Origin of the sequence: Flavobacterium zhairuonense, assembly GCF_004352915.1 — a bacterium.
Taxonomy (GTDB): Bacteria; Bacteroidota; Bacteroidia; order Flavobacteriales; family Flavobacteriaceae; genus Flavobacterium; species Flavobacterium zhairuonense.
On sequence record NZ_SJSY01000074.1, the window covers coordinates 113,000 to 138,336 of the forward strand.

A 25,337-nucleotide genomic window follows, 5' to 3' on the forward strand; every position below is an offset into this window, starting at 1 on the left:
GTGTCTTGATATTACTGCTGATTGAGTAAAAAGTCGAAAGTCCAAAGTCGAAAGTCGAAAGTCGAAAGTCCAAAGTCGAAAGTCCAAAGTCCAAAGTCCAAAGTCCAAAGTCGAAAGTCGAAAGTCGAAAGGCGAAAGTGAAATACAAAAGTAAACCCGATAGGTTTTTAAAACCTGTCGGGTTTGAATATTCGTTTTAGAAACTTAGTATCTTAGCGCCTTAGCATCTTAGAGTCTTAGAAACTTACGATTCAATATCTTTTATAAATTCATCATATTCCAGATAAAACATTTCCAGAGCATGCATGTTTTCATTGAAAAAATCAAAAATGGCATCCCAATTATTGCGGTTGCTAAAACCAATTCCTTGTTTTTCCACCCAAATTCGGCTGATGGTTTTGCCGCTTTCCAGTGTATAGTTTTTTTCGAAAACCAAATCTTTAATAAATTCTTCTTCTAGAATGTTTTTTAGTGCTTCAAGTTTTTCAAAATAAGCCAATCGTTTTTCTTCGCTTCGGTGTTCAATATCGATTAATACCTGCGCTTTTTTATTATCCACAAAAAATTTAAAAGAGAAATCTTTGATTTTTGTATCATAAAGAACCCATTTTCGCGGATATTTTTCTGCAAAAGCTACCCAGAATTCTCTTTTCATTCGTTGTGATTCTTCTTTACTGTACATTATTTATGGCTTTATCTTAGAAAATTTGTAGAACCGCATTTTCTAGAGTATATTTATATTTTATTTGAAAGTACAAAAATAAACTTTGAATATGGATTTTCAAGATTTTTTGCAATATGTTCCTAATTTAATTCCTGTTGAACTGCCAGCGACAACGTCGCATATAAAAATGGCACCAAAAGAACGCATGCAGGAACTCAAAAACCTTGATTTAAGCACAAAAAATCCGAGAATTGCCGCCGTTATGATGCTGTTTTACCCAAAAAATGGAAAAACACATCTCGTTTTGATTGTCCGAAACGCCTATAATGGAGTTCATTCTTCGCAAATTGCATTTCCCGGAGGGAAGTATGAACTTTCAGATTTTGATTTTAAAGACACCGCACTTAGAGAAACAAACGAAGAAGTGGGTGTTCTTCCAGAAAAAATTGAAGTGGTAAAGCATTTTACGCCAATGTATATTCCGCCAAGCAATTTTTTGGTTCATCCATTTATGGGAATTGCAAAAGAAGAGCTTTCATTTTATCCTGATATCCGAGAAGTAGCCGATATTATCGAGTTGCCTTTGTCTGTTTTTTTGAATGACGAAATTATTACCGAAGCCACATTATCAACTTCTTATGCGGCCAACATTCCTGTTCCTGCTTTTAGCATCCAAAATCATATTGTTTGGGGAGCAACGGCAATGATATTAAGTGAATTAAGAGATGTGTTAAAAACGGTTTTGGGCGAAAAATCGTAAAATTGAAAAATTAACGATTTGATATTCATTATTTTAATGATTTATTTCCGAAATTGCTATTCAGTATTGCTGAAAGAATAATTTTTGTATGTTTGCGGACTAACAAAAAAAATACAATAAACAGCTATGGGATTGTTTAAACGAAATCCTTTTGGACATATTTTATTCATCAAGAAATGGTTAATCCGTGTCTTGGGAGCCATGACGCACCGAAGATACAGAGGATTTAATGAATTGCAGATTGAAGGATCTGAAATTATTAAAACATTGCCTGATACAAATGTGCTGTTTATTTCCAATCACCAAACTTATTTTGCAGATGTTGTGGCAATGTTTCATGTCTTTAACGCAAGTTTAAGCGGACGTCAAGATACTATTAAGAACATTGGATATTTGTGGCAACCCAAAATGAACATTTATTATGTTGCTGCAAAAGAAACGATGCAAGCAGGTTTATTGCCAAGAATTTTAGCTTACGTTGGCGCGATTACGGTTGAACGTACTTGGCGTGCAAAAGGAGTTGATGTTACTGAAAAAAGAGATGTTAACCCTAATGACACTGAAAATATCAAAATTGCCCTTAACGATGGTTGGGTAATTACTTTCCCGCAAGGAACTACAAAGTCGTTTAAGCCGGTTCGTAAAGGAACTGCTCATATTATAAAACAACATAAACCAATCGTTATTCCTATTGTTATCGACGGTTTTCGTAGATCATTTGACAAAAAAGGTTTGCGAATGAAGAAAAAAGGAATTCTACAGTCTTTCATTATCAAAGAACCTCTTGATATTGATTATGAAAACGACACGATCGACGAAATTGTAGAAAAAGTAGAATATGCAATCGAACAACATCCATCATTCTTAAAAGTTATTCCAGCTGAGGAAATTAAAGCACAGGAAGAACTTAATGAAATGAGACGATGGAGCTACAAGGATACAGAAAATGAATATTAGATTCTAAAATTTTGTTTAAAGTTTAGGTAAAAAGTTTTAAGTAAAAATTTAGCATCTCAGAAACTTAGCAACTTCTTTAGAAATCAATCTTCTTCAACTCTTTATAATTCGCGTATAAGCGACGTAATAAAGTTCCGTATACTAATCTGTAAATGCCCCAAAACATACCGAACAATCCTAATATTATCAGAACCAAAATTCCGACAGTAAAGAACAAGGCTTTTCCATTTTCGGCTAATTTTTCTCTTAAAAATGCCATGTCAGGATTGTAAACAAAAGCGATGAAATAACTAAGTATCGTAATAATAACAAGCATTCCAAGATTATACCATACATAATATTGAACTGTTTTTCGAGTCTTTAATATGGCACTCATTAAATTTTTTGTGGCAACAGTAGCTGAAATTGTTTTGTAGTTTTTGTAAAAAATAATAACAAAAATCAAAACAACTACGTAATTGAAATAGGTTATAATATCTAGTGCAAGTATAATTTCGGGATGATTCATTTTATTTAATAAATCATCGGTATTGATAAATAAATTGGAAAAAGTCCAAAACGAAATTTCCAAAATGCTTATGATCAAAATCAATTTTACAATTGACGATGATTTTTTGTGAATCATTTTGTAGATTTCTTTTTCAGAAATTTGCTCAAAAGAATCCGAGTTCTTTTTCCAGTCTTTTTTTAATAAATCCAGTTCTTTCATAATAATTTTTAAGGATTTAGTATCTTTTTAAGTTTCCCTTTAATTCGGTTCATTTTCACGCGCGCATTCACTTCGCTGATCCCTAGAGTTTCAGCTATTTCTTGATAATCTTTGTCTTCTAAATACATAAAAACTAATGCTTTCTCAATGTCGTTAAGCTGGTAAACCGCTTTGTACATCAATTTTATCTGCTCTTCCTCTTCATAATTGTAATCGACATCTTTCACAAAATGCTGATGGCTTTCATATTCTACTGTCGATACGGTTCGTTTGGTTTTTCGGTATAAGGTAATTGCAGTATTCAAAGCAACACGATAAGTCCAGGTCGAAAATTTACTGTCGCCTCTAAATTTAGGATAGGCTTTCCAGAGCTGAATGGTAATTTCCTGAAACAAATCTTTGTGAGCATCTTCGCCGGCAGTATATAATCTACAAATCTTGTGGATTATATTCTGATTTGCCTGCAATTGCGCAACAAATGATTGTTCTAGGTTTTCGCTCATAAAAGTATTAGTAGTCGTGAAATGTTTTTTGTTACAGTTGGATCAAAAATTTCTTGTATTATAATAATTAATCATCAAATCGATAAACTTGCTATAGCTTTCCATTCCATCTTTTTGATTGTTTGTCTTTAAGAAATTGTCATATAAAAAATGAAAACCTTTGTCGATAAAAGTGTCGTATTTTTTCCAGAAATCTTGACTTTCTTGATAGTTTTTTAAAATTCCGACGTGAATTGTTTTTTTCAATTCATTAAAGATTTTTTCATTTTTGAATTGCCAAATTCCAAGACAATAACGCAAAGCAAAACTGTATCCAGAATATTGATAATATGGATTTTTGTTTTTTACTGTTGCCAAAACTCCAATAAAATTGCATTCATTTTCGCTTGCAAAACCAATTTGGTGCGCCATTTCATGCGAACTTGTAATCGGGAAGTTATACATAGGCAACAAATCATTTACTTGAGCTTCATTTGTAAATGGATTCAAATAACCGCCAAATCCCATATAAGTCAAAGGAACGCTGAATAGTGATTTTTTAACGCTTAAAATTTCATATTTAAAGTACGGGTGTTCTTTGGCTAAATTATTATATCCGTCAACATTCATTTCAAAAACTTCTTTTTGAGAATACGGAAAAACCACTTTTGCGCTGTCATTTTTTGTGATTTCAAACTGAATTTCATTGGTTTTTGCAATTAATCTTTTTGTAAAAGCCAAAAGATCAGCATCCGTATATTCTCTTTTGATTTCCATTTTTTCAAATAATGGTTCACGATAATAATTGAACGCCCAAAGCACATGAAATAAAAAGTAGTATATAGAGATTTTGCCTAAAATTTTTAAAATATGATCTTTCCATTCTGATCTCCAAGTTTTTCTGATTTTCCAAAACCAACTGATTATCGAAAGAATCAAAATGGCATAAAAACAATCTCCAACAGAAAACGGAATCTTGCCTAAAACGCTTCGTGAAAAATGCGAAATTCGGATGTATAAATTATTGCTGTAAAAGCCTTCAACATAATCTGGAAAGTATGGGAGAATTTTTAAAAAGATAATCTGAACTAAAAGGAATATAGGAAGTATATATTTTCGTTTCACGGATTGATTTTTTAGATACGTAAATATAAATACAATATTGAGATAAAAAAAGAATGCATTTGCGTAGTATGATTCTAAAAGAAGAAGAATTAGTGCTAATTAGTGGAATTCGTGGCGAAAAAAAATATAAACTTTGTAACTTTGGAGCTCTTAATTGTTAAACGTCAAACAAAATATAATGAGTCAAGAAATAAGAAATCTGGAGCCAAAAGCACTTTGGAATAAATTTGCAGATTTAAATGCCGTTCCGCGTCCATCAAAAAAAGAAGAGCGTGTCATTGAGTTTATGAAAAACTTTGGAAACAGCTTAGATTTAGAAACTTTTGAAGATGAAATTAGAAATGTAATCATCAGAAAACCAGCAACTCCAGGAATGGAAAACCGCAAGCCAATCGTAATGCAGGGACACCTTGATATGGTGCACCAAAAAAATGCAGATACTGTTTTTGATTTTGATACGCAAGGAATCGACATGTATGTTGATGGTGACTGGGTTCGTGCGCGTGGAACAACTCTAGGAGCTGACAACGGACTTGGAGTAGCGACTATCATGGCGATTTTAGAAAGCAAAGATATTCCGCACCCAGCAATCGAAGCTTTATTTACCGTTGATGAAGAAACGGGAATGACCGGTGCTCTAAACTTAAAAGGAGGCATTTTGCAAGGTCAGATTTTATTGAATTTGGATACTGAAGAAGATGATGAAATTGACATTGGATGCGCAGGCGGAATTGATGTTACAGCAACAAGAACCTATCATGAAGAAGAAGTTCCAGAAGGTTCTGTTGGTTATACGATTACGGTAAAAGGACTAAACGGAGGACATTCAGGAATGGATATTCACAAAGGTTTAGGAAACGCCAATAAAATCATGAACCGTTTGTTGTTTGACGCTTTTGAAAACTTCGGTTTGCAGATTGTTGAAATCAACGGTGGAAGTTTAAGGAATGCAATTCCGAGAGAAAGTGTTGCTAAAGTGATTATTTCGCAAATGTTTGATGAGGCTTATGTTTATGATATGCAGGAAATCATTGCTGATATCAAAGCCGAATACAAAACAACTGAACCAAACTTAACGATTGAAATCGTAAAAGGCGATTTACCAGAAAAAGTAATGGATTTAGGAGTTCAAGAAGGAATCATCAGAGCAATTTATGCGGCGCACAATGGAGTTTACAGAATGAGCGCGGATATGGCTGATTTGGTTGAAACTTCAAATAATATTGCTAGGGTTGTTATTAAAGACGGAGAAATTTTGGTTGGATGTTTAACGCGTTCTTCTGTGGAATCTTCAAAATTTGATTTGGCAAATTCATTGCGTTCTGCATTTGAATTGGTTGGATGCGAGGTGGAACTTACAGGTTCTTATCCAGGATGGACTCCAAACGTAAATTCTGAAATTTTAGAAGTTTTAAAAGAGATTTACGAAAAGCAAAACGGAGAGAAGCCAAAAGTGGTAGCTTGTCACGCAGGTTTGGAATGCGGAATTTTAGGAACGAATTATCCAGGAATGGATATGATTTCTTTTGGTCCGACTATTCACGGAGCGCATTCTCCAGACGAAAGAGCGAGTATTTCATCGGCACAAAAATATTGGAAATTTGTATTGGAAATTCTTTCGAATATACCAGTTAAATAGTCTCAGTATTCAGTCGCAGTTTTCAGTTTCAAAGGAAACTGAAAACTGCGACTGCGACTGAAAACTAATTAATCCATTTTCTCTTTAATCGTTTTTAAATTAGCAACCGTCTCCATCTTTACGAGGTACGCGTTTATAAATTGTTTTACTGTTTTGTTCTACATAGTCAACGGTTATTATTGGATATGAATATTTTGGCGCTTGCGATACGCTATGACTTCGTATAATTATTTTGTCGTTTACTTTTAATGTTTTTAATTGGTCAAAACTATTGTTAAAATTTAAAACAGTATAATCTGACTTTTCTGTTCCAAAAGCAAGGATATAATCTTCTCCATTAATCTTGGCCATTATACCGAAGCCTAATCTTGAGCCAGGCGGAAGAGAAAGAGAGGTTACAACTGCTTCCATATTGGTATAATCCTTAATGGACTTGCTTATTTTGCTAACACTAGCTTGCACTTTTTTACCTGCATCAGATGCTTGCCATTTTTTATACATTATACCATCTGGCGTAGCTTCCCATTTTTTTAATGCCGCTTTTCTTTCTGCAATAGAGAGAGGCTTTGGAATTGTATTTTTAATAGTTTCATTTTTAATTTTACGATTTGCAAACATTACTCCGCCTATTACAATCAAGAATAAGATCAGAACATAAATGATTTTTTTCATGTTTTTGTTGTTTTAATTAATACTCTAGTTTTGTCGTTTTTTAAAGTTTATGAAGCAAATTACTTTATTATTTTACGGATTGTGAGCTTAAAATTGTAAATAAAAATGTAAACTTTGTAAATAAAAACTTGATACTATGTTTAATAGCAGAAATCTACTTTCAGGAAAACGCAAATACGTGTTGGGATTATTATTTCTCTCATTTATTTGTGTAATCTGTGCTGCTTTTAGTGGTGAGGATAATGATGACTTTGATTATGCTAGAAGAGAAATTTTGCTTCGCAGAATTGGGCATGAAATATTGCTGCAGTCGGGCGATAGCATATCAAGAGTGTTGCCTGTGAAAAAAATCGCAGAAAATGAGTATCTGATTCGTTTTGAGAAGGATTTTACTTTTCAACCGGATAGTTTAATGAATACGACCAGTCGTTTATTGGATAAATCCTCGTTTGGAAGTAATTATATTGTTAATGTTTTAAACTGTAGTGATTCAAGTGTGGCATATGGATATGCTATATCCAAAAATAAGAAAGATGATATTGTAGCTTGTATGGGAAGAAAGCAGCCCAAAGCTTGCTATATGATTAATATTAAATTTAAGCCAACAAGCATAAATATTTTAAAGAATCGATATCTTTTTGGGGGCCTGTCGTTTTTAGGATTTTTAGGATTTATTTTTTTTAGATCTTTTAAGCCGCAAAAAGCTTTGTCGAATAATGAACATAAAGATAGCATCACTTTGGGCTCGACGTTATTTGACGCGATGAACAAGAAACTTTTTGTAAATGGAAATGCAATAGATCTGACTGGAACGGAAACCCGTTTACTGCTCATTTTTGCATTGTCTCCCAATGAAATTATAGAAAAAAGTCGAATTCAAAAAGAGATATGGGAAGATGAAGGTGTTATTGTTGGACGTAGCCTAGACATGTTCATATCAAAACTTAGAAAAAAACTGGAATTTGATCCTAATCTAAAAATTGTTGTTGTACGTGGCAAAGGGTATAGGCTAGAAATTAGCATGTTGTAAAATGCTGGAAATATTTATTTGTTTTTCAATCTTAATGCGACTAAAAACGTAACTTCTTTGTTATTCAGAATTTTGACGATAAATTTCAATTGAATCTTTTGCAAGTCTTTCTTTTAGCCACAGTTTTAATTTTTGGCGTGATTCAGGGTTCAGTTCTTTTTTAGTTTGGTAAAGAATGATCGGAATCACATTAGCATTTTCGCTATTTGTTTTGATGGTATAATTTCCAATTTTTAGCGAAGTGATCTCTGGAAATAATATTTTGCTTTCAGAACCAATTTTCTCACTGTTAAAATGATATTCAGATAATTGATTTCGGAGATTATTAATTATAATATCTTTTTGATCGACAATGTTCTGACTGGTATTAATTTGGTTCATGATGTCTTTTCTCAAATTAACGGTGTCTTGTCGAATAATCAATTTTGTATTGGGTAGATTGTAAGAAACTAGTTTTTTGTTTAGGCTGTCAATTTCTTTTTCAGTGAATTTTTTGGTCAAAAAGGCGAGTTCAATTCTTTTAGGATTGGTATTATATCTAATGTTTTTATAAATAATAGGAAAGTCATTGTTGATAAATTCGTTTTGAATAAATATTTGTGTTCTAGAATTATAGCTTTTTTGAACATAAAGTTGATAAGCAAAAAACACACTCGGTATTGTCATTAGCAATATTAGAATTGTAATGCCATATTTTACCCTTTTCTGAGTTTTGATGTCAAGTTGTTTTGTAATAGGGTATTTTAAGTATTTGACAATAACAAAAGTTGCAATACATATAAAAACACAATTTATAGTATAAAGATACATGGCGCCAAGAAAGTAAATGTAATTTCCAAGTGCCAAGCCATAACCAGCGGTGCAAAGCGGAGGCATAAGTGCGGTTGCGATCGCGACGCCCGGAATTGGATTTCCTTTTTCAACACGGGTAACAGCTATCACACCAACCAATCCTCCAAAAAAAGCAATTAAAATGTCATAAATATTAGGTGACGTTCGGGCTAATAATTCGGATTGAGCATCTTTAAATGGACTGATATAAAAATAAAAAGTCGATGTACATAAACTGACAATTGTAGCGATCAATAAGTTTTTGATCGATTTTTTTAAAAGTTCAAAATCATACATTCCTAAGCCAAAACCCGCTCCAACAATTGGTCCCATTAAAGGAGAAATGAGCATTGCTCCAATAATTACGGCAGTTGAATTTACGTTTAATCCGACAGAAGCAATTATGATAGCACAAGCCAAAATCCAGATATTAGAGCCTCTAAAAGATACTGCACCCGTAATGTTTTCGATTACGAGTTTTTTGTTTTCTTCTCCTTTATTAAGGTCAATGAAATTTAGAATTTTTCGGGTAAAATCGGCCATTTAGTCTTTTGATTAGAATAGAAATTGCTCTGAATGTCTAATTTAATCAAAAAAAGTGGTAAATCGGGCTATTTGGGTTTTTATAATTTTATTGGTTTTATCATTTATTCCGCTTTGAGTTTGTGCTGACCGATTATTACAAAGATGAATTTTTATCTTTATTTATAATAAAGGTATATTAATCGTTGGAGTATCTTTTACATATTTCACATCAATAGCTTTGCCTACTTTTAAGTCAGGTGTTGATTGAAATATTTCTTTACCATAATATTCTTTTCCGTCAACGTAAAAAGAATATAGTACTAACCACGATTCTTGAACTTCATTCCCTCTAACAAAAAATCCATCCTGACGAACAATTTCTGTAATATTTGCTTGTGTTGTTAAGCTATATTTGGCACTAATTGTTTGAAGTCTTTCTTTAGATGTTGTGCCGCCGTGAATATTAGTTTGCAACAAATTCATTGTTATAACAGTGATTATTGCACAAGCGACAAAAGTCATTTTCCCATCATTAAACATACCGACTCCATCTGCAGAAGCAAAAAAAGTTTTTAGGAAAAAATACGACGGAATAAATATTAAAAGATAATTAGCAATAATGGAAAGCATACCATGAATGGGAGGAGAATTTTTAACTAAAAAGTATACAGCAATAAATCCTAAAATTAAAAATAGTGTTGCTAGTTTTTTCTTCATTGTTTATTGGTTGTTTGATTATAAAGATTTGGGTTGATTGTAATGTGTTTATTTTCTCGAATCTTCGGATGTTATAAAACGATTTTAAGTAAATTAAATTTTTAATTAAACGAATTGCCTAAATTCATTAAAATAGCTTTCGAGGTGGTTTTATTCATAACTTTTTAAGCTTTCTCCAATATTAATTCCATTAATTTCTTTGTCCCAGTCTTGAAAATAAATTCTAATTTTTCTTTCACTGTATATGTAATCAGTATTGAAAAGAGTTCCGTCATAGTTTTCCCAGTTTTCTATGACTTTATCTGCTTTCCCAAATTTGTTTTCAATATCGTTCTTTGGGATATTTTTATAGAAATTGAGAAATTCACCATGAATTGCGAATTCTACGACGATTTTATCTAAGACTCTATATTTTATGCCATTTTTTAAATGAATCCATCCACTATTGTTTAAAACAGTATTTATCCTGTCAACTAATTTATATTCTATTTCTTCATTATCAATATAATAAAATGTCTTGTTATCACACCAACTTGAAGCCGTTGCATTTACAGGCAGTTTTTCCATAGTTGTTGTCGCTATATTCTCAATATTTATTTTATTAGCACTGTCTCCTAAAAAAATGTTATAAACGGATAATTTATCACATGATATGGAAGTATCAAATAAAATTGAAGGGTTTGAGGAGATGTCCGTATCTGATGATTTAATTTTTTTCTTAAATATATTGAACATATGGTATCTTAAAAAATTGACTTTAAAGTTTTGAGGTTACAGCTTTTTGAGAATTAAATTAAGTCCTGTTTTCGTATCTACCAAATCTGGTAAGTAAAACTTACTTTCCATTTAGGCAATTACCTAAAATCATTATAGTAGCTGTTAAGTTTCATGGTTTTATTTAAAGTGCCAATTCATTAAGCCTAAAGATATAATTGGATGGCCCCAAGTTTCGAAAGCCTTCAATCTTGCCGTAATTGGAATTGTGGATGTTGATTTCCATTGTTCACTAAATGGGGTAAGCATAATTGCTTCATAAATTAAATCTTTGCTAAAGGGATTATTTAGCTGAAGCATAGTATTAATGCTCTTTCGGTCTTTAGCATCTTGAGAAAACTGAATTTCTATTGTTTTTTCGGGATGTATATTTTCGGCAACTATTTTCATACTGCTTATTGAATCTCCAGCAATTTCACATTCAACAAAAACTTTTTCTCCACAATAAATTTGTAATAATTTTTCCTTTACAAAATATGGGCTTTCGGGTATTTCAGCTTTGTACTGTTGTGTTTCATTCACTGCAATTTCTAGTGAAAATGCTTTGCGATTCTTTTGTGCAAGGGAAGAAAATGTAATTGATAAAGCGAGAATAATTATGGTTTGTTTCATGATTTTTAGATTAATGTTGATACTATAGCATATAATGGTCAAATACTATAGCGTGTTTATGGTAATTATTCAGATTTGTCAAGTAATACAAATGCAAAACCAGCATTTCACCCATTTTATTTTTCAAATTCGTAATCGATCAGATTTTTAAAAAATCGCCATCGATTATTAGTAATTCGACTTCATTTTCAGTGATTGATCTATGAGAACTCATGTCATCAGAAACAATATAAGTCATTCCTTCTGAAAGGATGAATTTTTGTCCGTTTTCTAATTCACTGGTTAGTGCTCCTTTCAGACAGTGAACAATATGCCCTTTTTTGCACCAATGATCGGCGAGATAGTTTTTTGTATAAATAACTTTCCGAACGCGTAACTTTCCTAATTGTATCGTTTGCCAATATGCTGTTCCAGATTCTCCAATATGCTCTGTTTTTGGAATTAGATTCCAATCGATTGTTTGAAAAGGTATTTTAGACATAGTTTTAATATTAGTTGAAAGTAAAAACTAAAATAAAAAAATCCTCAATACTAATGTAAAGAGGATTATGATTTATTTTAACTGAATTTAATTACGTTTCAAAACTTTATACTGCTCATAACAACCACTAATAGCATCAAGAATCTGCAAGTCATTTGCTTGCTGAACAAACGATTCTGAGTAGTTGCAACGCTGCAAAATCTCCGGAATTTCTTCTTTTGTAATTCCTAAAAGCAGGGCAAGAGTTTCACGGTCGTATTTGGTTTCAAGTAGATTTCTGATAGTGTCATCTTTTTTCATGTCCTTGAGCTTCTTGAGCTCCTTTCCATTTTTTCCGAAGAAATTATAGAGCATATCGGCGGGGTTGAAAATAGAACCCAATACTTTTCCAAAAGCATTTGGAGCATATTCACCAGCTTCATAACCTTGCGTAAGGCCAGAAATGCTATAACGATAGTTTTCCTTGGTCGGAATCAATTTTGAATCGATTTCAAGATATCCAGTCAAGCTGAAAGGAGCAATAACAACTTCTTCAAGTGCAATAGCTTTTTCTGTAAGCTGAATTCTTGTGATTTTGTTTTTAATCCAGTCATTGGTTACTCTAATACGCAAAGATTGGAATCCTAGAATAGAGAATTGCAGAGTGTCATTTTGTTGCACATCAATTTCAAAATAACCTTTAGCATCAGACTTTGCGCCTAATACTTTGTTTTTATTGATGATATTTACATTAGGGAGAGGTTGTTTGGTGTTATCATTAAAGATGTAACCTGAAACTCTTTGAGGAGCTGTCGATTCTGTTTCTTGGGCAAAACCAATACTCGTCAATAACATAAAAAAGAAAACTGCGAAATATTTCATATCCTGATTTAAAGCACTAAAAGTAGTAAAACGGGATTAAATATTTTACTGTCTTGGAATATAATTATAAGAAAATTAACAAAGCAAAAAAGAATTGCTTTTAAACTGCGGCGTGTAATTCATATTTTTTTATTCAACACATAGAAACATAGATTTCATTTTTTGAAAAGAGCTTAAAAAAGAAACTAGTTTCTAACACATAGCCTGCTATGTTTGTTTGAAATAAGTGAAACGCCTTTTTTAAGTACTGCCGAATCTATATTTCTATGTGTTTGAATAAATATCTTGCTTTCTTTTAATGGACTAAAAGAGGCAGGGAGAACGATTCTTGGCAAAAAAAATCCCAAATTCCAATTATGTCTGGAATTTGGGATTTTGTATTTTAAGATCTTGAAAAATTAATCTCTTCTTGGTCTTCTTGGTCTTGGTGAATCACCAAAGCTTTCAGAACGTCTTGGAGCTCTATCAGAACCGCCTTCGTTTCTTCTGAAACCACCTTCTCTTGGAGCAGAATTTCTTTCTCCTCTGAATCCGCCTCTGTCAGAACCACCTTCACGTCTAGATGAAGAGTTTCTTTCTCCTCTAAATCCGCCTCTGTCAGAACCGCCTTCACGTCTTGGAGCAAAGTTTCCTTCTCTTCTTCCAGAATCACGTCTTCCGCCACGGTTGTTGTGGTCACGTCTTCCTCCACCGTCATTTTTAGAGATTTCAACATTGATACGACGTCCTTCTAACTGCGTATTGTTCAAGATGTCCATTACTTTGTCAGTATGCTCAGGATCAGTGTTAAAGAAAGAGAAACCTTCTTTTACGTCAACTTTGAAAACATCATCACGACCTAAGTCTAAAGTTTCTTTCAAGTAATCTTTAAGAGACATCCAATCGAAATTATCTCTAGAACCAATGTTTACGAAATAACGAACTGCTCCGTTATTGCTAAATTCTCTTGGCTCAGAATCACCTCTTTCACGTCTTTCTCCAGAAGATTGAGCTGAAATATCTCTATTCTTTTTGTAGTAAGTGATGAAACGGTTGAATTCTACAGAAACCATTTTCTTAATCAATTCTTCTTTAGATAAATCTTCAAGAACATTATTGATTGCTGGCAAGTAGTTGTCAATTTCGTGATCAACCTCAGTATCTTTGATTTTGTTCGCTAAGTGCAATAATTGAATTTCGCAGATTTCGATTCCAGATGGAATAGTTTTTTCAACGAATTTTTGTTTGATGATTCTTTCGATAGAAGAAATTTTGCGCAACTCGCTTTTTGTAACAATTACAATAGAAGTTCCTAATTTTCCAGCTCTACCAGTACGTCCAGAACGGTGGTTGTACGTTTCGATTTCATCTGGCAATTGGTAGTTCACAACGTGTGTTACGTTGTCAACATCAATACCACGTGCAGCAACGTCAGTAGCAACAAGCATCTGAATTTGTCTTCCACGGAATGATTTCATTACACCATCACGTTGCGCTTGAGATAAATCTCCGTGTAACGCAGCGGCGCTATAACCATCTTCAATTAATTTTTCAGCGATTGCCTGCGTATCTCTTTTAGTACGACAGAAAACTACTGAGAAAATGTCTGGATTAGCATCGGCTAATCTTTTTAAAGCCTCGTAACGGTCGCGAGCATTTACTAAGTAAAACTCGTGAGATACTGTAGACGAACCTGAGTTTTTAGTTCCAACAGTAATTTCTAATGGGTCGCTCATGAATTGTTTTGCAATTCTAGCAACCTCCTGTGGCATAGTTGCAGAGAACAACCATGTGCTTTTTTCGTCTGGAGTATCTGATAAAATAGAACAGATATCATCATAAAATCCCATGTTCAACATTTCGTCAGCCTCATCAAGAACACAGTAATCTATGTTTTTAATGTTAACCAAACCTCTGTTGATCATGTCTTGCATTCTTCCTGGAGTAGCCACAATAATTTGTGCTCCTCTTTTAATTTCTCTTGCTTGCTCTGTAATACTAGCTCCTCCGTAAACTGCTACCACATTAATACCTTTTTCGTATTTTGAGTAGTTTTTAAGTTCGTTAGTAATCTGTAAACAAAGCTCCCTTGTTGGCGATAAAACTAATGCCTGTGTATTTCTGTTGTCAGCATCAATTTTTTGGATTAACGGAAAACCGAAAGCTGCCGTTTTCCCTGTCCCTGTCTGAGCCAACGCAACCATATCCGTGTCTTTTTCCAATAATAGGGGAATCGCCTTTTCCTGTACCTCTGACGGATTTTCAAATCCTAGATCTAAAATCGCCTTCAGTAACGATTCATTTAATCCTAATTGTTCAAATTTGTTCATATGTATTTTTAAAATAGGGTGCAAAATTACTGTTAATTATTCAGATATGCTAATGCTATTTCAAGAATTATGTATTTGTTATGATTTGATTATCAAAAAGTTATGTTTGTTGTGGAATGATTTTTTTTAAAGATTGAAGAATTTTCGAAAAAAACACGTCGTGAAATATAAATTTTGGCCTCTAAAATGTTGTATTTTAAACAATTATTTTATTGAGTTCAGAAAATCAATAAGTTGCTGCGTTGCTTTTCCGCGATGGCCAATTTTATTTTTGGTTTCTAAAGGCAATTCTGCAAAGGTTTCACCGTAATTTTCCGGCTTGAAAATCGGATCATAACCAAAGCCTTGATTTCCAGTTTTATTTAAAGTGATTTCTCCTTTTGCAATTCCGGTAAAAAGATGCTGTTTTCCATTTAAATTCAAAGCAATAACGGTCTTGAACTGTGCATTGCGGTTCTGTTCGCCTTTTAAAGCCTCTAAAAGCTTATTCATGTTGTCGTCGGCATTTTTTTGTTCGCCTGCGTATCGTGCTGAATATACTCCGGGTTCTCCGTTTAATGCATGAACTTCTAGTCCTGTATCGTCGGCAAAGCAATCGTAACCATATTTTTCGGTTACATAATCGGCTTTTAAAATTGCGTTTCCTTCAATTGTATTGGCTGTTTCGGGAATATCTTCAAGACAGCCTATATCTTCTAAACTTAATAATTGTATAGATCCGTTTAAAATGCTTTGGATCTCTTTGATTTTGTTTTTATTGTTTGATGCGAAAACGAGCTTCATAATTGTTGTATTTTAAAATGATTTTTTCGATAAAAAAGACAAATAATACGCCACCAGTGTAGGCTATTATATCTGACCATAAAAAGCCCTGACCCAAAACATATCTTCCGAAAAGCGTTTTTCTTAGTTCAATAATCCAAGGAGCCTGATAAAGCTGTAAAAATTCAATTCCATAGCAAATTGCTAACGAAAGAATAAAGATATAAGTTGCTTTTTTATTGAAAAATACAATCCTAACAAGAAAATATATCATCACAGCATACAGAAAATCGCCAATCCACAAGGGAATAAATGAAATTTTCCTTGAAAGAATCCCGAGAAGGATAACTGACAGGAATAGAATAAGATATCGAGTTCTTCTTTTATTCAAACTTAAATTTCGGTTGGCGGTATTAGTACTTTTTTGGGTAAACAAAAATACAAAGATTCGGATAGGTTTACTTTATTTTATAAATTTATCGATTCAATAAAACTATACTTCAAAAAATAACCACATGAATGCAAAATTTTTCACTCTGATTGCGGCTTTTTGCTTGCTTGGAAATCAGGGCTATTCCCAAAAAGACAATTCGTTTAATATTAAAAAACAACTTGATTATTGTGCAGAGCAGGCTTCAAAGACGTTAAAAGTGATTCCGAATGATGGGACATCGCCTAGAACTGTTCCGAATGGGAGTAAAGAATGGAAATTTGTTGGTTATAAAGATTGGACAAGCGGATTCTGGCCAGGTGAATTATGGTATTTGTACCAAGCAACCGGCGATAAGAAATGGGAAAAAGAAGCCGATAAATTCAGCCGATTTTTGACTCCTTTATCAGTTAGCAAAGCCGGAGATCATGATTTGGGTTTTCAAGTTTTTAATAGTTTCGGAAATGGATATCGTTTGACAAAAAACAAAGAATACAAGGAGATTATTCTGAAAACTGCTGATACATTGGCAACACTTTTTAATCCGAAGGTGGGAACAATTCAGTCTTGGCCTCATAATAAAATGGGTGGTCATAATACGATTATTGACAACATGATGAACTTAGAAATGCTTTTCTGGGCTTCTAAAAATGGAGGAAGTAAGAAGTTATACGATATTGCCGTAAAACATGCCGAAACTACAATGGCAAATCATTTTAGACCAGATTATACTTCTTACCATGTTGTAATTTATGATTATGAAACGGGGAAAAAGATAAAAGGAAGAACTGCGCAGGGATACAGTGATGATAGTATGTGGGCAAGAGGCCAGGCATGGGGTATTTATGGTTTTACAATGGTTTACAGAGAAACAAAAGATCCTAAATTTTTAGATTTTGCACATAAAATAGCCAGAGTTTATCTGGATAAATTAACAACAGAAGATTTGATTCCGTACTGGGATTTTAATGCGCCAGACATCCCAAATGCGCCTCGTGATGCGTCTGCTGCTGCGATTGTATCATCAGCTCTTTTGGAATTGAGCTCTTATACCAAAGATAAAAATCTGAAAAAAGAATATTTGACAAAAGCTAAAAAAATGATTGTTTCGCTTTCAGATAATTATCAAAGCCGTGATGTCAATTCGGCATTTTTGCTTCATTCAACTGGTCATAAACCAGCTGGGAGCGAAGTTGATTGTTCTATAAATTATGCAGATTATTATTATCTTGAAGCGCTTTTAAGACTTCAAAAAATAAAATAATTAAAAAACTATGAAAAGATTAAGCCAGATTTTGTCAATGATCATGATTGTGTTGCTATTGGTAAGCTGTAAAAATGCCAAACAGAAACTACAGGAATATGTAACAGCATACAATGCTTCGGCAAAAACTTTTAAAGCTGATAATGTTACGCTGACAACGGCAAGAGGTTATATCAATGATGATAAAATCGAATTGAGATTTGAAACGGCTTTAGAGCAAAATCAAGCGAATAAAATGGCTGGTGATTTGGCATTCTCGAAATTGCTGAAAGAAATGATCAAAAAAGATCAGATTCCTAAAGATTTAGTTGAAGAAGGAATCCGATTTGATGCTTATTTTTTGGCAAACGATAATACTGTTCTTTCAAAGAAAGTGATCGATAAAGAATCAATTTCAGAAATAGTAAAATAAATAGATTCGCAAAATCTTTTTTAAATATTCAAAAGTCTCTTTAGTTCTCTAAAGGGGCTTTTTTTTTGTTTGCTATAAAATTGCATTGTGAGGTTATAGGTTATTTGTAATCAAATAATTACAAATTTTATTTTTTTACTTCAATGTTGCTTTTGTGTTATAAGTTTGTTATGTTTGAGTTAAAAAATAACCAAAAAACTAAAAATTTATGAAAAAAATTACCCAAATCGCATTTACATTTATTTTGATTTTAGCGCTTGCCAGCTGTAAAAACACAAAGCAGAAAATACAGGAGCATGTAAGTAATTACAATATTTCGTCATCAATAAAAGGTGCAGGAATTATTAGCACAAGCGCAAAAGCATTTTTAAATGATAATAAAATCGAAATTAGAATCGAGACTAATTTAGAAGGCAATGAAGAGAACAAATTGGCAACAAAAACATCTTTTCCAAACTTGCTGAAAGAAATGATCAAAAACAATCAGATTTCTCAAGAATTGATTGAAGAAGGGGTGTCGTTTGATGTTTATTTCTTGTCTTATAATAATATCATTTTGGCCAAACAATTAGTTGACAAAGAAGAACTAGCTATATTGGAAGGTTCTGGAGGAGGAAATGGAAAAGAAACTGCAAAACTGTAATTGCCTGTGATATAAAACTACTTTAGATAACTAAAAAAGCCTTTTTGATTGTTTTCAAAAAGGCTTTTTCGTTTAATTTCTTTTGGTAACGTTTGTCAGATTGTCTGGAAAATATAGTTCAGATAAATTAGTAAACTCATCACCTCGCATAAAAATGTTAATGTCAACATCTGCAAAAGAAGTTTTTCCGGCTGCGGCCAAAAGTTCGTTTGCCGAGTGAAGCGTATTTTTATGGAAATGATACACGCGTTCTGATTTATCGTTGACAACCAAGCCTTTCATCAGCATTTTGTTTTGAGTGGCAACTCCGGTCGGGCATTCGTTATTATGACAACGCAAAGCTTGAATACAGCCTAAAGAGAACATAAATCCTCTTGCACTGTTGCACATATCAGCGCCCAATGCAATGGCGTGTAAAATTGAATAACCAGAAATGATTTTTCCGCTTCCGATAATTCTCATTTTATCTCTGATATTTAATCCGACCAAAGTTTTATTGACGAAAATTAAGGCAGGTTCAAATGGCATTCCAACTCCATCTGCAAATTCAAGAGGAGCGGCTCCGGTTCCGCCTTCGGCGCCATCAACTGTAATGAAATCAGGGTAAATATCTTCTGCGATCATTTCGTGGCAAATCGCTTCAAATTCTGCTGTGTTTCCAATACATAATTTAAATCCAATTGGTTTTCCATTTGACAAATCACGCAATTGCTTAATAAAATGCACTAATCCTTTAGAATCTGAAAAAGCATGATGGCCAGGAGGAGAAAGAATCATGGTATGTGGTTCAACACCTCTAATTTTTGCAATCTGTTCGGTGTTTTTTCTAGCAGGAAGAACACCTCCGTGGCCAGGTTTTGCACCTTGAGAAAGCTTGATTTCAATCATTTTTACATTTGGGAGATTGGCTTTTTCAGAAAATTTTTCTGGACTGAAATTTCCTTCTGCATCTCGGCAACCAAAATATCCTGTGCCAATTTGCCATGTAATATCACCACCGCCTGCAAGATGAAATTCGGTTAACCCGCCTTCTCCCGTATTTTGATAGAAATTTCCTTTTTGCGCTCCAATATTGATCGCGCGAACGGCATGTTCGCTCAACGAACCGAAACTCATTGCTGATACATTAAATAAAGAAGCTGAATACGGCTGTTTGCAATCTTTTCCGCCTACTAATACACGAGGCAATTCTTCGTTAACCTTTGCTGGAAAAATAGAATGTTTTATTCCTTCATAATTTTCCGTATTTAAATTTAATTGCGTTCCAAAAGGAGTGCTCGAATCGATATTTTTAGCTCTTTGATAAACTAAGGAGCGCTGATTTCTAGAAAATGGTTTTCCGTCTGTAGATCTTTCGATAAAATACTGCTGAATTTCAGGAGCAATCATTTCAAATAAGTATCTGAAATAACCTAAAACAGGAAAGTTCCTCAAAATTGCGTGTTTTTCTTGAGATGCGTTGTAAACTCCCACAATGAGCAAAAACGGGATAATAAAAACGAGTAAATAGCCTCGTCCAGTGTAATAATAAATTGCGAGAACAATTAGAAACAATAAGAATCCGTAAATAAAGAATTTTTTTCTCATGTTTTTAAAAATTTAAATAGGTAATGAAATATTAGTTGAATCTTAAACGTACATAAACGTGTTTGATTCCTTTTTTGTCTGATTCCCTTTCGTCAATTTCTAGGATATCAGTCAATGATTTAAGCATTGGAGTAAGTTTAGAAAAACCATAATTTCGGGGATCGAATTCTGGTTTTTTCTTTACAATCAAGTTTCCTACATCACCTAAAAATGCCCAACCATCGTCATCTTCAATATCTTCAATTGTAGCTTCTATAAGTTCAATAGTTTGTTTGTCAATTTTATGAAGTGCTTTTTCTGTAGGTTTTTCGACTGGTTTTTTGGTGTCGGCAGCAACAACTTTAGGTTTTTTCTTTTGAGTTGCTCCATCCAAAACTTCAATATAAATAAATCGGTCGCAGGCAACAATAAATGAGTTTGGTGTTTTCTTTTCACCAATACCAATTACTTTCATGCCAGATTCGCGAAGTCTTACCGCAAGTCTTGTAAAATCGCTGTCACTCGAAACAATGCAGAACCCGTCTAATTTTCCAGAATAAAGCAAATCCATGGCATCAATTATCAAAGCAGAATCGGAAGAGTTTTTTCCAACGGTGTAGCTGTATTGTTGAATAGGAGTGATGGCATGTTCTAATAAAACGCCTTTCCAGCCATTTGCATTTGGCTTTGTCCAATCGGCATAAATTCTTTTTGTTGTTGGCGTTCCAAGTTTTGCGATTTCTTCCATCATACCTTTTACATTGCTGTATGGTACGTTGTCTGCATCAATTAGGACTGCCAGTTTTAAATCTTTTGAATTGCTTAAAGGCATTATTCTGATATTAAAAATTAAATACTCTCAAAGTTAAAATTAAAATTGGTTTTTATTAGAATTTAAAAGGGAATTCGTGTTTTTGGTTGCATTAATTAGTTTGGTTATAAATAAGTTTTTCCTGCTGAAAATTGTAAACGAAAAAAAAAGAAAAAGTGATTTGGTGAAACATAAAATCTGAATTTGCTTCAAAAGTCTTGGTTTGAATAAGAAGCTAATTCTGTATTTGCTTCCGGCTTGGCTATAAAGTTTTCATAATTAACACTTTGCTCTTGTTTTGCTGTTGCTTGTAAATAATTTAGCGAAAGCAAATGCATAAACTGCTTCATTTTCATAGGAATATCTTTTTTGCTTTTCGGATTTTTTTGGTTTTACTCTGGTTAAAATAAAATTAAAAATAAAGGACTATTCTCTCATTTGTTATAATTGGAGTCGAGATTTAACAGCAACTATAGGCTTAAATTATAAAGGGTTGTATCAATGCTTTAAGTTTAATCTTGTTAAATCTTAGAAGATGAATTATTTTCAATAAAAATAATTGAGGTTCTTCATTTTAAATTAATAATGATTATTTTTGCTCGCTGATTAAGTTAAAATTATTACTACACTATATTATGGTAAAAGATTTATTCGAGAGAATTCAGGACAATAAAGGACCTTTAGGAAAATGGGCTTCTCAAGCAGAGGGCTACTATGTTTTCCCAAAGTTAGAGGGTGAGCTGGGTCCTAGAATGACATTTCACGGAAAGAATATTTTAAACTGGAGTTTAAATGATTATTTAGGTTTAGCTAATCATCCGGAAGTTCGTAAAGCAGATACAGATGCTGCAATCCAGTTTGGTGCTGCTTATCCAATGGGAGCTCGTATGATGTCTGGACATACTACGTATCACGAACAATTAGAAAATGAGTTGGCTGAATTCGTAATGAAAGAGTCTGCTTATTTACTAAACTTTGGTTACCAAGGAATGGTTTCGATCATTGATGCTTTGGTAACAAAAAATGACATCATTGTTTATGATGTTGATTCACATGCATGTATCATTGATGGTGTTCGTTTACATATGGGTAAACGTTTTACATACAAACACAATGATCTTGAAAGTATGGAGAAAAACTTGCAACGTGCTACTAAAATGGCCGAAGAAACTGGAGGAGGAATTTTATTCATCACTGAAGGTGTTTTTGGAATGCGTGGACAGCAAGGAAAATTGAAAGAAATTGTTGCTATGAAGCAAAAATACAATTTCCGTTTATTGGTTGATGATGCGCACGGTTTTGGTACACTTGGTAAAACAGGTGCTGGAGCAGGTGAGGAACAAGGAGTTCAAGATGAAATCGATGTTTACTTCTCGACTTTTGCAAAATCTATGGCTAATATTGGTGCTTTCGTAGCAGCAGACAAAACGGTTATTGATTATTTAAAATACAACTTGCGTTCTCAAATGTTTGCAAAAGCATTGCCAATGATTCAAACAATTGGTTCGTTAAAACGTTTAGAGTTGTTGCGTAAATCTTCTGCAATTAAAGACAAACTTTGGGAAAATGTAAATGCATTACAAAGCGGTCTTAAAGAAAAAGGATTTAATATTGGAGATACAAACACTTGTATTACACCAGTTTATTTAGAGGGAAGTATTCCGGAAGCAATGGTGATGGTGAACGATTTAAGAGAAAACTACGGTATTTTCCTTTCTATTGTTGTTTATCCAGTTATTCCAAAAGGAATCATTTTGTTAAGAATGATCCCAACAGCTTCTCATACATTAGCTGATATTGAAGAAACATTAACTGCTTTCGAAGCAATTCGTGAGAAACTAGTTAACGGAACTTATAAAGAAATTGCTGAGCGTACAACTGTTGACGTTTCGTAATTACGAATAAAAATAGATTCTCTTAAGTGGGAATTATGTAAAAAAATCCATTTGTTATACGAATGGATTTTTTTTATTTGGACTAACTTTATTTCACAATCAACAAAATAAAAATGACGAATTATGAAAAAAGTATTAGCCATAGCAGCACTTGTTTTAACCGTTCTTATTTCTTGTAAAAAAGCATCCGATACTGAACCAATTCAAATTGAGCCGACACCGCCTAAAAAAGCACAACTTGCCGAACCATCAGGAGATCAATGCTATACTTCTAGAGGAGATGGAACTGTAATTGAATTAAGTTTTAATGTTAATTCGCATCAGGAAGTAAACGGCAAACTGACTTATAATATAACTGGAAAAGATAAAAACGAAGGGACTTTAATTGGAAACATGAAAGGCGACACCTTGATTGCTGATTATACTTTTATGTCAGAAGGAGTTTCGTCTGTCCGCGAAGTTGCTTTTCTGCAAAAAGATGGAACTTTGATCGAAGGGTTTGGTGATGTAGTTCAGGTAAATGATAAATTCACTTTCAAAGACAAATCAAAATTAAAATTTGATGCAAAAAACACCTTAAGTAAGGTTGATTGTAAAGTGGAATAAAATAGTGAATAAATATAGTTTCATTAACTGAAAAATCCATTCGTTTGGGGGCGAATGGATTTTTTTTCATTGAAGTTATTAAAATTTTGTTTCAGGCCCCACGTAAATAAGAGAACCTCCCATGCAATTATTTTCTCCAGTTAAAATTCCTCTATTGAATAATGCGTGTGCATACATTGTTAAGTCTTTATCATCAAGATAAGAAGACCATTTTTTATTCTTCTTTATTTTTTCAGCAAGTAAATTGAAGTTGATTTTAGATTCTAATTTCTTCAAGTCGTTTACTGAATAATATTCTAAGCCTAAATTTGCAATTGCACTATCATTTTTGAATTCAAAATATCTTTTTTTACTTTTTAAAGCAATTTGATGCGCTTTAATCAATCCTTTTTCAGTATAGGGAAGCTTATATTCGCGATGAATTGCTCCTTTTAAAAAGTCACCTTTCGTGCATATTTCTCTAACTTCATTCGTGTTTAAGTTTTTAATCTTAATTACAAGAAAAAATTGAAAAGTACCACCTTGATTTAGTGCTTTAGCATAATTTTTATATAAGAGATTATTTTCATCTTTTGTAAATGAAAAAGAAATTATAATTAAAAAGATTATGCCGATTTTTTTCATATTAAAACTGAAAACTGCGACTGAATACTAAAATTAAAGATTCTTCAAATACGTTTTTCTTTGGCAATGAATTGTTGGGTCAAAGTTTTTCCAAAGCAAGTGAATAGCATTATTTTCTAATAATTCAGGAGTTCTAATACAAGTCTGAATTCCTTTTGCAGAAAAAGTCTTGTAATATTCATCAAAAATTATGGCTGTAACGCCTTTGTTTTGATATTCAGGTCGAACTCCGATAAGGTAAAAGACAACATCTTTACTATGCTTTCTAGCCTTTAATAGTTGCAGAAATCCAAACGGAAATAGTTTTCCTTTAATCTTCTGCAAAGCTTCAACAAAACTTGGCATTACAATACTAAAAGCAACTAATTTATCATCTTTGTCAACCACAAATTTGATGTATTCTGGATTGATGAAACTGATGTATTTCTTTTTGAAATATTCTTTCTGTACATCAGAAATAGCTACAAATGACGCTAGTTTTTCATACGATTCATTGAACAAATCAAACATTTCATCAACATGTGGCATAATGTCTTTTGTTCTGGTAAAAGTAAGCGGCTTTAATCCGTAGCGTTTTTTGATTAATTCCTGAGCCTTTTGGAAAAACTCAGGTTTTACATTTGAAAAAGGAAAGATGCTTTCGATATATTGTTTTTCGACTTGAAAGCCTAATTGTTCCAAATGCGTAACATAATATGGATGATTGTACCAAGTAATCATGGTTCCAATTTGGTCATAACCTTCAGTCAAAACACCTACTTTGTCTAAGTTTGAAAAACCCATTGGGCCTTCGGCGTGTTCTAAGTTGTGTTTTCGGCCTAATTCATATACCTTTTCCAGTAATGCTTTCGTAACTTCAATATCATCAATAACATCAAACCAGCCAAAACGCACTTTTCTTTTGTGTTGATTGTTAACTTCTGCCCAATTGATAATTGCAGTAATTCGGCCAACAGGTTCGTTATTTCTATAGGCGATATAAAAATAAGCTTCGGCATTATCAAAAGCTGGGTTTTTGGTTTTGTCAAAAGATTCCAATTCATCGGCAATAATAGGCGGTACCCAATACGGGCTGTCTTTATAAAGTGAAAATGGGAATTTGATATATTCAGTTAATTCTTTTTTAGTTTTGGCTTCTTTTATTGTAATCATTAAAGTGGTATTATTAAGATTCTC

Annotated in this window: 28 protein-coding genes; 9 read left to right on the forward strand and 19 right to left on the reverse strand. The window is 33.1% G+C overall.

The features are described 5' to 3' along the window. Nucleotides 1-244 precede the first annotated feature (244 nt). Entirely contained in the window at nt 245-682 is a 438-nt protein-coding gene (locus EYY60_RS14785) for a DUF4268 domain-containing protein (protein ID WP_132990094.1), read from the reverse strand. 91 nt (nt 683-773) lie between these two features. Between EYY60_RS14785 and EYY60_RS14790 the strand changes: the two genes are divergently transcribed. Together EYY60_RS14790 and EYY60_RS14795 are read left to right on the forward strand one after the other, a co-directional pair. After that, nucleotides 774-1,424, forward strand: coding sequence for an NUDIX hydrolase (locus EYY60_RS14790; RefSeq protein WP_132990095.1), 651 nt, complete (start codon nt 774-776; stop codon nt 1,422-1,424). 126 nt (nt 1,425-1,550) lie between these two features. Next, nucleotides 1,551-2,381: a lysophospholipid acyltransferase family protein gene (locus EYY60_RS14795; RefSeq protein ID WP_026729157.1), complete on the forward strand. Its 831-nt coding sequence runs from the start codon at nt 1,551-1,553 to the stop codon at nt 2,379-2,381. A gap of 76 nt (nt 2,382-2,457) precedes the next feature. Here the strand turns inward: EYY60_RS14795 and EYY60_RS14800 are convergent, their stop codons facing one another. Genes EYY60_RS14800 through EYY60_RS14810 form a run of 3 tightly spaced genes read right to left on the reverse strand, consistent with a single transcriptional unit; the run spans nt 2,458 to nt 4,697 of the window. Beyond that, a complete protein-coding gene (locus tag EYY60_RS14800) occupies nt 2,458-3,090 on the reverse strand; it encodes a hypothetical protein (protein ID WP_132990096.1) in 633 nt (210 codons plus the stop codon). Nucleotides 3,091-3,098: 8 nt separating this feature from the next. After that, nucleotides 3,099-3,593 (reverse strand): RNA polymerase sigma factor, encoded by a 495-nt coding sequence (locus EYY60_RS14805; protein WP_068843197.1) that lies wholly within the window; start codon nt 3,591-3,593, stop codon nt 3,099-3,101. 42 nt (nt 3,594-3,635) lie between these two features. Continuing rightward, nucleotides 3,636-4,697, reverse strand: a complete 1,062-nt coding sequence (locus EYY60_RS14810; protein ID WP_132990097.1) for a DUF3810 domain-containing protein — start codon at nt 4,695-4,697, stop codon at nt 3,636-3,638. 178 nt (nt 4,698-4,875) lie between these two features. On the opposite strand from EYY60_RS14810, the gene EYY60_RS14815 reads away from it, so the two are divergent. After that, nucleotides 4,876-6,336: an aminoacyl-histidine dipeptidase gene (locus tag EYY60_RS14815; RefSeq protein WP_132990098.1), complete on the forward strand. Its 1,461-nt coding sequence runs from the start codon at nt 4,876-4,878 to the stop codon at nt 6,334-6,336. Nucleotides 6,337-6,435: 99 nt separating this feature from the next. Here the strand turns inward: EYY60_RS14815 and EYY60_RS14820 are convergent, their stop codons facing one another. Further along, nucleotides 6,436-7,008, reverse strand: a complete 573-nt coding sequence (locus EYY60_RS14820; RefSeq protein WP_132990099.1) for a hypothetical protein — start codon at nt 7,006-7,008, stop codon at nt 6,436-6,438. 136 nt (nt 7,009-7,144) lie between these two features. Between EYY60_RS14820 and EYY60_RS14825 the strand changes: the two genes are divergently transcribed. Beyond that, entirely contained in the window at nt 7,145-8,038 is an 894-nt protein-coding gene (locus tag EYY60_RS14825; protein WP_132990100.1) for a winged helix-turn-helix domain-containing protein, read from the forward strand. Nucleotides 8,039-8,098: 60 nt separating this feature from the next. Here the strand turns inward: EYY60_RS14825 and EYY60_RS14830 are convergent, their stop codons facing one another. From EYY60_RS14830 to EYY60_RS14870, 9 genes are all read right to left on the reverse strand, one after another. Further along, nucleotides 8,099-9,412 (reverse strand): DUF389 domain-containing protein, encoded by a 1,314-nt coding sequence (locus EYY60_RS14830; protein WP_132990101.1) that lies wholly within the window; start codon nt 9,410-9,412, stop codon nt 8,099-8,101. 162 nt (nt 9,413-9,574) lie between these two features. Beyond that, nucleotides 9,575-10,111, reverse strand: a complete 537-nt coding sequence (locus EYY60_RS14835; RefSeq protein WP_132990102.1) for a hypothetical protein — start codon at nt 10,109-10,111, stop codon at nt 9,575-9,577. Nucleotides 10,112-10,261: 150 nt separating this feature from the next. Continuing rightward, nucleotides 10,262-10,846, reverse strand: coding sequence for a hypothetical protein (locus EYY60_RS14840; RefSeq protein ID WP_162847892.1), 585 nt, complete (start codon nt 10,844-10,846; stop codon nt 10,262-10,264). 159 nt (nt 10,847-11,005) lie between these two features. After that, nucleotides 11,006-11,497, reverse strand: a complete 492-nt coding sequence (locus EYY60_RS14845) for a hypothetical protein (protein ID WP_132990104.1) — start codon at nt 11,495-11,497, stop codon at nt 11,006-11,008. A 139-nt stretch (nt 11,498-11,636) separates the two neighbouring features. Then, the gene (locus EYY60_RS14850; RefSeq protein WP_132990105.1) at nt 11,637-11,978 is read right to left on the reverse strand and encodes a DHCW motif cupin fold protein; all 342 of its coding nucleotides are present in this window, start codon (nt 11,976-11,978) and stop codon (nt 11,637-11,639) included. An 87-nt stretch (nt 11,979-12,065) separates the two neighbouring features. Next, nucleotides 12,066-12,839, reverse strand: coding sequence for a carboxypeptidase-like regulatory domain-containing protein (locus EYY60_RS14855; protein ID WP_132990106.1), 774 nt, complete (start codon nt 12,837-12,839; stop codon nt 12,066-12,068). A 398-nt stretch (nt 12,840-13,237) separates the two neighbouring features. Further along, complete coding sequence (locus EYY60_RS14860; RefSeq protein WP_132990107.1) at nt 13,238-15,148, reverse strand: DEAD/DEAH box helicase; 1,911 nt, start codon at nt 15,146-15,148, stop codon at nt 13,238-13,240. A 204-nt stretch (nt 15,149-15,352) separates the two neighbouring features. After that, nucleotides 15,353-15,931 (reverse strand): non-canonical purine NTP diphosphatase, encoded by a 579-nt coding sequence (locus EYY60_RS14865; protein ID WP_132990108.1) that lies wholly within the window; start codon nt 15,929-15,931, stop codon nt 15,353-15,355. Further along, a complete protein-coding gene (locus EYY60_RS14870; RefSeq protein WP_317128865.1) occupies nt 15,903-16,346 on the reverse strand; it encodes a ribosomal maturation YjgA family protein in 444 nt (147 codons plus the stop codon). The genes EYY60_RS14865 and EYY60_RS14870 overlap by 29 nt, the downstream gene beginning before the upstream one ends. A gap of 79 nt (nt 16,347-16,425) precedes the next feature. Between EYY60_RS14870 and EYY60_RS14875 the strand changes: the two genes are divergently transcribed. The 3 genes from EYY60_RS14875 to EYY60_RS14885 all read left to right on the forward strand — a co-directional run bounded on the left by EYY60_RS14875 (nt 16,426) and on the right by EYY60_RS14885 (nt 18,659). Beyond that, nucleotides 16,426-17,604, forward strand: a complete 1,179-nt coding sequence (locus tag EYY60_RS14875) for a glycoside hydrolase family 88 protein (RefSeq protein ID WP_132990110.1) — start codon at nt 16,426-16,428, stop codon at nt 17,602-17,604. Between the two features lie 10 nt (nt 17,605-17,614). Next, complete coding sequence (locus tag EYY60_RS14880; RefSeq protein ID WP_132990111.1) at nt 17,615-18,016, forward strand: hypothetical protein; 402 nt, start codon at nt 17,615-17,617, stop codon at nt 18,014-18,016. 208 nt (nt 18,017-18,224) lie between these two features. After that, nucleotides 18,225-18,659 (forward strand): hypothetical protein, encoded by a 435-nt coding sequence (locus EYY60_RS14885; protein WP_132990112.1) that lies wholly within the window; start codon nt 18,225-18,227, stop codon nt 18,657-18,659. A gap of 72 nt (nt 18,660-18,731) precedes the next feature. Here the strand turns inward: EYY60_RS14885 and EYY60_RS14890 are convergent, their stop codons facing one another. From EYY60_RS14890 to EYY60_RS22305, 3 genes are all read right to left on the reverse strand, one after another. Then, complete coding sequence (locus EYY60_RS14890; RefSeq protein ID WP_132990113.1) at nt 18,732-20,246, reverse strand: FMN-binding glutamate synthase family protein; 1,515 nt, start codon at nt 20,244-20,246, stop codon at nt 18,732-18,734. Between the two features lie 31 nt (nt 20,247-20,277). After that, nucleotides 20,278-21,057, reverse strand: coding sequence for an NYN domain-containing protein (locus tag EYY60_RS14895; protein ID WP_132990114.1), 780 nt, complete (start codon nt 21,055-21,057; stop codon nt 20,278-20,280). Nucleotides 21,058-21,245: 188 nt separating this feature from the next. After that, nucleotides 21,246-21,392 carry a hypothetical protein gene (locus EYY60_RS22305; RefSeq protein WP_162847893.1) on the reverse strand — a complete coding sequence of 49 codons (147 nt, stop codon included), beginning with the start codon at nt 21,390-21,392 and terminating at the stop codon, nt 21,246-21,248. Nucleotides 21,393-21,671: 279 nt separating this feature from the next. Between EYY60_RS22305 and EYY60_RS14900 the strand changes: the two genes are divergently transcribed. Together EYY60_RS14900 and EYY60_RS14905 are read left to right on the forward strand one after the other, a co-directional pair. Continuing rightward, the gene (locus EYY60_RS14900; RefSeq protein WP_132990115.1) at nt 21,672-22,931 is read left to right on the forward strand and encodes an aminotransferase class I/II-fold pyridoxal phosphate-dependent enzyme; all 1,260 of its coding nucleotides are present in this window, start codon (nt 21,672-21,674) and stop codon (nt 22,929-22,931) included. 123 nt (nt 22,932-23,054) lie between these two features. Further along, nucleotides 23,055-23,537, forward strand: a complete 483-nt coding sequence (locus EYY60_RS14905) for a hypothetical protein (protein WP_132990116.1) — start codon at nt 23,055-23,057, stop codon at nt 23,535-23,537. A 78-nt stretch (nt 23,538-23,615) separates the two neighbouring features. On the opposite strand, the gene EYY60_RS14910 is transcribed toward EYY60_RS14905, so the two are convergent. Further along, complete coding sequence (locus tag EYY60_RS14910; RefSeq protein WP_132990117.1) at nt 23,616-24,161, reverse strand: hypothetical protein; 546 nt, start codon at nt 24,159-24,161, stop codon at nt 23,616-23,618. 33 nt (nt 24,162-24,194) lie between these two features. Further along, nucleotides 24,195-25,313: a GTP cyclohydrolase gene (locus EYY60_RS14915; RefSeq protein ID WP_132990118.1), complete on the reverse strand. Its 1,119-nt coding sequence runs from the start codon at nt 25,311-25,313 to the stop codon at nt 24,195-24,197. Nucleotides 25,314-25,337 lie beyond the last annotated feature (24 nt).